General features: G+C 74.0%; 5 protein-coding genes. All 5 read right to left on the reverse strand.

Features of this window, described 5'->3' with window-relative positions:
• On the reverse strand, positions 1-968 hold a 968-nt coding region (locus EBN88_RS28095), incomplete at its 3' end, for an amino acid ABC transporter permease (RefSeq protein WP_233581056.1).
• 49 nt (positions 969-1,017) lie between these two features.
• Entirely contained in the window at positions 1,018-1,578 is a 561-nt protein-coding gene (locus EBN88_RS28100; protein ID WP_122182287.1) for a GNAT family N-acetyltransferase, read from the reverse strand.
• 543 nt (positions 1,579-2,121) lie between these two features.
• Positions 2,122-3,180: an SAM-dependent methyltransferase gene (locus EBN88_RS28105; RefSeq protein ID WP_122399844.1), complete on the reverse strand. Its 1,059-nt coding sequence runs from the start codon at positions 3,178-3,180 to the stop codon at positions 2,122-2,124.
• Between the two features lie 163 nt (positions 3,181-3,343).
• Positions 3,344-4,657, reverse strand: a complete 1,314-nt coding sequence (locus tag EBN88_RS28110) for a M14 family metallopeptidase (RefSeq protein WP_122399845.1) — start codon at positions 4,655-4,657, stop codon at positions 3,344-3,346.
• A gap of 138 nt (positions 4,658-4,795) precedes the next feature.
• The gene (locus tag EBN88_RS28115) at positions 4,796-5,233 is read right to left on the reverse strand and encodes a peptidoglycan-binding domain-containing protein (RefSeq protein WP_158621563.1); all 438 of its coding nucleotides are present in this window, start codon (positions 5,231-5,233) and stop codon (positions 4,796-4,798) included.
• Between the last annotated feature and the right edge of the window lie 426 nt (positions 5,234-5,659).

Below are 5,659 nucleotides of genomic sequence, written 5' to 3' on the forward strand. Positions count from 1 at the left end.
GCGGCGCCCGGCGGCGCCTGACCCCGGCGGGCCAACCGGGCCGCCCACGGCGGCCGTTGGAGCGCCTCGCGGGCGCGGCGGAACGGTCCCGGCGTCGGCTCGCGCTCGGCGCCCCGGGCGAAGCGGCGCTCCACGGCGTGCTGGACGACGGTCAGCACGGTGGTGAGCACGATGTACCAGACGGTCGCCACCATCAGCAGCGGCACCACCCGCCCGTTGCGGCCGTAGATCACCTGCACCTGGTAGAACAGCTCGCCCAGCGCCATCACCGAGACGATCGAGGTGCCCTTGAACAGGCTGATGATCTCGTTGGCCGCGTTGGGCAGGATGCCGCGCATCGCCTGCGGCAGCACGATGCGGCGCAGCTGCCGCGCCTTCGGCAGGCCGAGCGCGGCGGCGGCCTCGCGCTGGCCGGAGTCCACGGCGATGATCCCGCCGCGCACGATCTCGGCGGCGTAGGCGGCCTGGTGCAGCGCGAGGCCGATCACGGCGGCGGCCAGCGGCCCGACCAGGTGCATCGTCTCGAACGTCCAGAACACCGGCCCGAACGGGATGCCCAGGCCCAACTCCCGGTAGAGATAGGCCAGGTTGAACCAGAACAGCAGCTGCACGATCAGCGGGATCGAGCGGAAGGCCCAGACGTAGGTCCAGGCGACGGCGCGGAGCACGGGGCTGCGCGACAGCCGCATCACGGCCAGCAGCACGCCGAGGGTGAAGCCCAACGCGGTGCCGTAGAAGGTGAGTTGGATGGTCAGCCAGACCGCCTTGAGGACGCTCTCGGCCAGCAGGTAGTCGAAGAAGGTGGGCCAGTCCCAGCCGGGGTTGGTGGCCAGGCCGTGCAGGAACTGCGCCGTCAGCACCACGACGAGGGCCCCGGCCAGCCAGCGGCCGTAGTGCCGGGCGGGGACCACCGGCAGGGTGGCCAGCTCCGCGAAGTCGTCGTTCAGCGGGGCGTGTTGGGCGGGCAGGGGGGCGGCGGGCGGGGCGCTGCTCACGGGTCCTCCGGTCGGGGTGCGGTCAGATGCGCGGGACGGTGGCGTCGGCGCTCGCGGTCGCGGTCGCTCCGGGCCCGGTCTCCCCGGGCGGGGTCTCCCCGGGCGCGAGCCGTTTCTCGAAGGGCAGCAGGTGGAGGGTCTCGGGGGCGGCGGCCAGGTCGAACAGCGGGGCGTAACCGGCGTTCAGATACAGCTGTCTGGCCTCCGGCTGCCGGGGCCCGGTGGTCAGCCAGACGCGCCGGTAGCCGCGCGCCGCCGCCGCCCGTTCGAGTTCGGCCACCACCCGGCGGGCCATCCCCCGGCGGCGGTGGGCGGGATGGGTCCAGATGCGCTTCAACTCGGCGGTGTGCTCGTCGAGTCGGCGGTACGCGCCGCCGGCGACGGCCGAGCCGTCGTGCAGCAGGAGCAGCAGCAGGCCGTGGGGCGGGGCGAACTCCGCCGCCGGATAGCGGCTCAGCTCGTTGGCCGCCGAGCCGTAGCGGGCGGTGTACTCGTGCGCCAGCCCGCGCAGCAGTGGGCGGACCAGCGGGTCGGAGAGCAGCGCGGGGGTGACGGTCAGCTCGTGCGGGGACGGCGACGACATCTCGTTCGGGGCCCTTCGCTCGGGTCAGCTCGGATCGGCTCCGGATCGGCTCCGGATCGGCTCCGGATCGGCTCCGGATCGGCTCCGGATCGGCTCCGGATCGGCTCGGATCGGATCGAGTCAGCTCGGGATCGGATCGGGTCAGCCTGGATCACGGCGCGAACGGCTCGCGTCGCGGCTCGGCGCGTCGGCGCGGATCGGAGCGCATAGGGGCGCGTCCGCGCGGGATCGGGGCGGGGAACGCGCGCCGGCGCGGGCGTCGTTGAACGCGGGCGCGGGGGAACGCGTGCGCGCGGGGGCGGGGCGCCGTCGGCGCCGTACGGGAACGCCGCGCGCGGCGTCAGCGGGGGTGAGCGGTCAGGCGCGCCCCGTCGGTCCTCGCCGACGGCGCGCCGGGGGCGTCAGCCCGGACAGGAGCCAGGACAGGAGGCCGACCACACCCGACCGAGGTCGATGTGGCCGCGCGTGGTCAATGCCAACTCGGCGCTCACGCTGACTAGTTGACCGCAACCGCCGAGACGAGTCAACCGTTCGCCGGCCGCTTCACCGCGCGCGGCCCCCGGCGGCCGCGAGGCGCGCCACCACGCTGACCTCGTTCCGGTTGTGGTGCAGCTGCCGGGCCAGCAGGATCTCGTACCGCCGGCCCAGCAGGTCCAGGCAGGAGCGCACCGTCCGCTCCGGCGCGCCCTTCCCGAGCTTGAGGGTGACGACCGCCAGCGCGCCGGGCCGCAGCACGCGCGCGACGTCGAGCATGGTCTCGCAGGACAGCTCTGGCGGCATCCGCATGTCGTTGACGGCCAGGTCGAACCGCACCGGGGTGCCCGGCAGGAAGCGCCCGACGGTGGTCCGCTCGTGGTGCACCAGCGGGTCCCTGGTCAGCGCCGGCGCCAGGTCGCCGGGGTCGACCGACCAGACCTCCAGCCCGCGTTCCCGCAGGATGCGGGTCCAGCCGCCGGGGCTGGCGCCCAGGTCGACCGCCCGGCCCCGGCGCGGGATGGGCAGGTCCGTCGTCGAGATCAGCTCCTCCAGCTTGAACTCGGCGCGCGACACCGAGTCCTTCGAGCGGGCCAGCCGCACCCGCCCGCCCGGCCAGCCGCACAGCGCCTCGCCGGCGGCGGCCAGCCCGAGGGAGACGCCCCGGTCGTGGACGCAGGCCGAGAGCACCCACTCCGGGCCGGTGCGGCGCACGGCGCGGCCCGAGGCGCCGAGCGCGTCGGCGATCTCCCGGAAGAGCGCCGCCGAGCCGAAGCCCGTGCGGTCCTTCCCGCTCACCCAGCACTGGAGCGCCAACTCCCCGCCGGCGGGCAGGCGTTGGTCCGCGACGGCGAGGGCCTCGGCGGCGACCGCCGGCAGCGTCACGCCGTCCAGCGGCAGCCGGGCCGCCTCGCCGGTGAGGTGCTTGACGAAGACGACGGGCGCCTCGCGCACCACGGTCGCCAGCTCCCCGAGGTCCGCGCCCCTGAGGGTGACCCCGGCGAGGTCGGGACCCAGCCGCTCGATCGCGGCCACGGGAGCCTCGCGCCGCAGCTCGCGCGAGACGGCCGCGAAGTACTCCTCGGCGAAGGAGACGAGGACGGGGGCCTGGCGCGTGCTTCCGGTCATCGGGGCAGCGTACCGGGGCCCCGCGCCCCACCCCGCCCCGCCGTTGACCAGGACCGGGCCGGGGCCGACGGCGGGAACGGGTCAACGGCGGGAACGGGGTCGACGGCTGGAACGGGACGGGTCATCCGCGACGGATCACCGGCGGCGGATCACCCGCGACGGGTCACGCGGCGCAGTACTCGTTCTCCAGACCCGCCGCCCGGTAGACGCAGTCCGCGTAGGAGAGCAGCGTCAGCACGGCCTCCCGGTTGCGGGCGGTCTCCCGGTCGATCACGCTCCCCGGCGGATAGAACCCGCCGCCCGCCTGCGACGGCGGGTACATCTCGAAGGTGAACGAGAAGATCCCCTGGTCCGCCCAGGCCCAGTCGTTGATCGAGCCGTCCGTGATGTACAGGTCGCTGGACTGCTGCGGGGTGTAGCCGTTGGTGTCGGCCATGGCCGTGCCCAGCGCCTCGAACGCGGCCGCGTCGTCCTCGGTGAGGCCGGGGCCCGTCTCGTCGTAGGTGTAGCCGTAGGGCCACAGCACCAGCTCGGAGTAGGTGTGGAAGTCGATGTGCGCCGTGATCTGCTGCTCGCCGCCGATCACGCGCCCGCGCACGAAGTCGGCGACGACCGCCGTCTCGGTGCCCGACTCGGGGGCGGAGCCCCGGTAGGTGTCGCTGCCGGGCGATCCCGAGGAGCCGCCGCAGCAGCCCCACTCGTAGGCCCAGTTGCGGTTCAGGTCGGTGCCGACGGCGGACGAACCCTCGTTGGGCTGGCGGTTCTTGCGCCAGTTGAGGAACGAGCCCGACTCCTGGTCGTACACCTTGCCGTCCGGGTTGACCGAGGGAATCAGCCATATCTCGCGGCTGTCGAGGAGTTCGGTGACCTCGGGGTCGGTGCCGTACTGGGAGGTCAGCTCGTCGAGGGTGTAGAGCGCCATCTCGACGGTCAGATGCTCGCGCGCGTGCTGGTTGTGGGTGAACAGCACCTCCGGCTCGTCCTCGTCGGCGGCCACATTGGCGCTGATCTTGACCGCGACCAGGTCGCGGCCCTCGTAGGACTGGCCGATGACCTGGCTGCTGACCAGGTCCGGATAGGCGGCCTCGGCCTCGGCGACCAGGGCGAGCGTCTCGTCGTAGGTGTGGTAGTCGGCGGGTGCGGCGGCGCTGACGCCGCGCTCGGCCGGGGTGCCGAGCGCGGTCAACGCGTAGCCGAGGTCGGTCAGTTGACGGGCGTGCTCGGCGTCGGCGGTGATCACCACGGACCCCGCGCGCACCTCGTCGATCGCGGTGCCGGTGCGGGCCAGCTCGGTGCGCTGCTCGGCCGTCGCGACGCCCGCGACCTCGTACTGCCGAACGGCGCTCTCCTCCCATGCCTGCCGCGCCGCCGCGGAGTCGGGGGCGGCGGTGGCCTGCGCGCCGAGGGCGAGGGGCAGGGAGAGGGCGAGAACGGTGGTGGCGAGGGCGGTCCGCCTGCCACGGGAAGGTCTGCGCATGACGCGCCTCCAGGGGTGGGGGTGGCGTCATGTTCGCGACAATGGCATGGTCTGGTCAAGAACGCGCCGGCCCGGCGACTCCGAGGAGCCGCCGGGCCGGAGGTGTGCTCGTGCCGCCTCTGGCGTCGGTCGTCGACGTCAGTTGTAGGTGACGCAGGTGCGAATCCCGCCCGAGTGCTGGTGCACGCCCCAGCGGAGCTTGGTGCGGGTCTCCGGGCCGTAGACGCCGTCGGCGGCGGCGCCCCGCAGGCGCTGCGCGTTGGTCAGCGCACGCTGGGTGGCCGGCCCGAACTCGCCGTCCACAACGAGTGAGGACTGCTCGTTGCAGTGCTTGAGCGCGGACTGGAGCGCGGTCACGGCGGCGCCGGAGGCGCCGGAGCCCAGCGTGCAGTTCCGGCTCCCGGTGGCCTTGTGGTACGGCTGCACCAGGAAGTCGCTGCCCCCGTACGAGATGCGCTTGGCCCCGTCGCACCAGCCCACGGAGCTGGCGGCGCTGGCGGTGGTCGGGCCGGTGAGGCCGAGCCCCCCGGCGAGCAGAGCGGTCGCGGCGGCGAGCGTGGCGAGTCGACGGCGCATGGTGTGTCCCCCTCGTTTCTGTCGTTCCCCCGCCGGGAGCGGCCGGCGGGGGCCGGGGGGTGGGCCGCCCGGCCCCACGGTGCCCCCCGGCCCGACGAGCATGGCGGAAGCCGCTTGCATCGCGCTTTCCTGCCGGTTTCCCCGGGATGGTCGGGTACGTCGGGCCACTCACCGTTCGTGGTGGTTCGGTGGCTGTGGGGTGGGTTGGGGGTCCTGCCGGTGTGAGGGCCGGCACAGGCCGTTGGTCCTCTACGAGGCGCGGTCGTAGCGCCCCGGGAGGTGTGGGGACGGTGTCGGGACGGGGTGTGGGATGGGTCGAAGGTCCCGGCGTGTGGGGGTGTTTTCGCAGGTCAGGGCTTTGCCACGGGGATGGTTGGCGGTGCATGTTGGGGGTCGGCCGCACACCAGCGACCACGCTCCACCGCC

The organism is Streptomyces triticirhizae, from assembly GCF_003696235.1.
GTDB classification, from domain to species: domain Bacteria; phylum Actinomycetota; class Actinomycetes; order Streptomycetales; family Streptomycetaceae; genus Streptomyces; species Streptomyces triticirhizae.